We start from the raw sequence: 557 nt of genomic DNA on the forward strand, positions 1-557 counted from the left end.
ACCACCGAGAAGCTGCGCCCCTCGACGTCGCCGCGCGTCACCGTCTGGTCGAAGCCCATGTTGATCCCCGCCGTCTGCAGCTTGAGATCATACTGGTTCGACCAGAACCAAGGGAACGCCTTGTAAGGCTTTTCGTCCCCGCAGATCGCCTTGGCCACGCACGTCGCCATGTCGTTGGCGTTCTGCACCGATTCCACCCGCATCACCGTGCCGCCCGCATAATCGCAGGCGAAGGCCGCGCAGTCGCCGATCGCGTAGATGTCCGGCAGCGAGGTGCGGCAGAACTCGTCCACGTCCACGCCGTTCGCGCCCGAGGCGCCCGCCAGGATCAGCGGGCCGACGGCGGGCACGATGCCGATGCCGACGATCACCGCCTCGGCCGGGATGACCTCGCCATCGACCAGCTTCACGCCCGTTACCCGGTGACCGTCGCCCTCAAGGCATTCCACCGCCACGCCGGTGCGCAGATCGACTCCGTGATCGCGGTGTTCCTTCTGGTAGAATTCGGACAGTTCCTCACCCGCGACGCGCGCCAGCACGCGCGGCAGGGCTTCGAG

General features: G+C 67.0%; 1 protein-coding gene. It reads right to left on the reverse strand.

Going from position 1 to position 557, the window contains the following annotated elements:
* A partial coding sequence (locus LH128_RS31005; RefSeq protein WP_008833649.1) for an NAD(P)/FAD-dependent oxidoreductase occupies window positions 1–557 on the reverse strand: 557 nt, incomplete at both ends.

It is taken from the genome of Sphingomonas sp. LH128 (assembly GCF_000293195.2).
GTDB classification, from domain to species: domain Bacteria; phylum Pseudomonadota; class Alphaproteobacteria; order Sphingomonadales; family Sphingomonadaceae; genus Novosphingobium; species Novosphingobium resinovorum_A.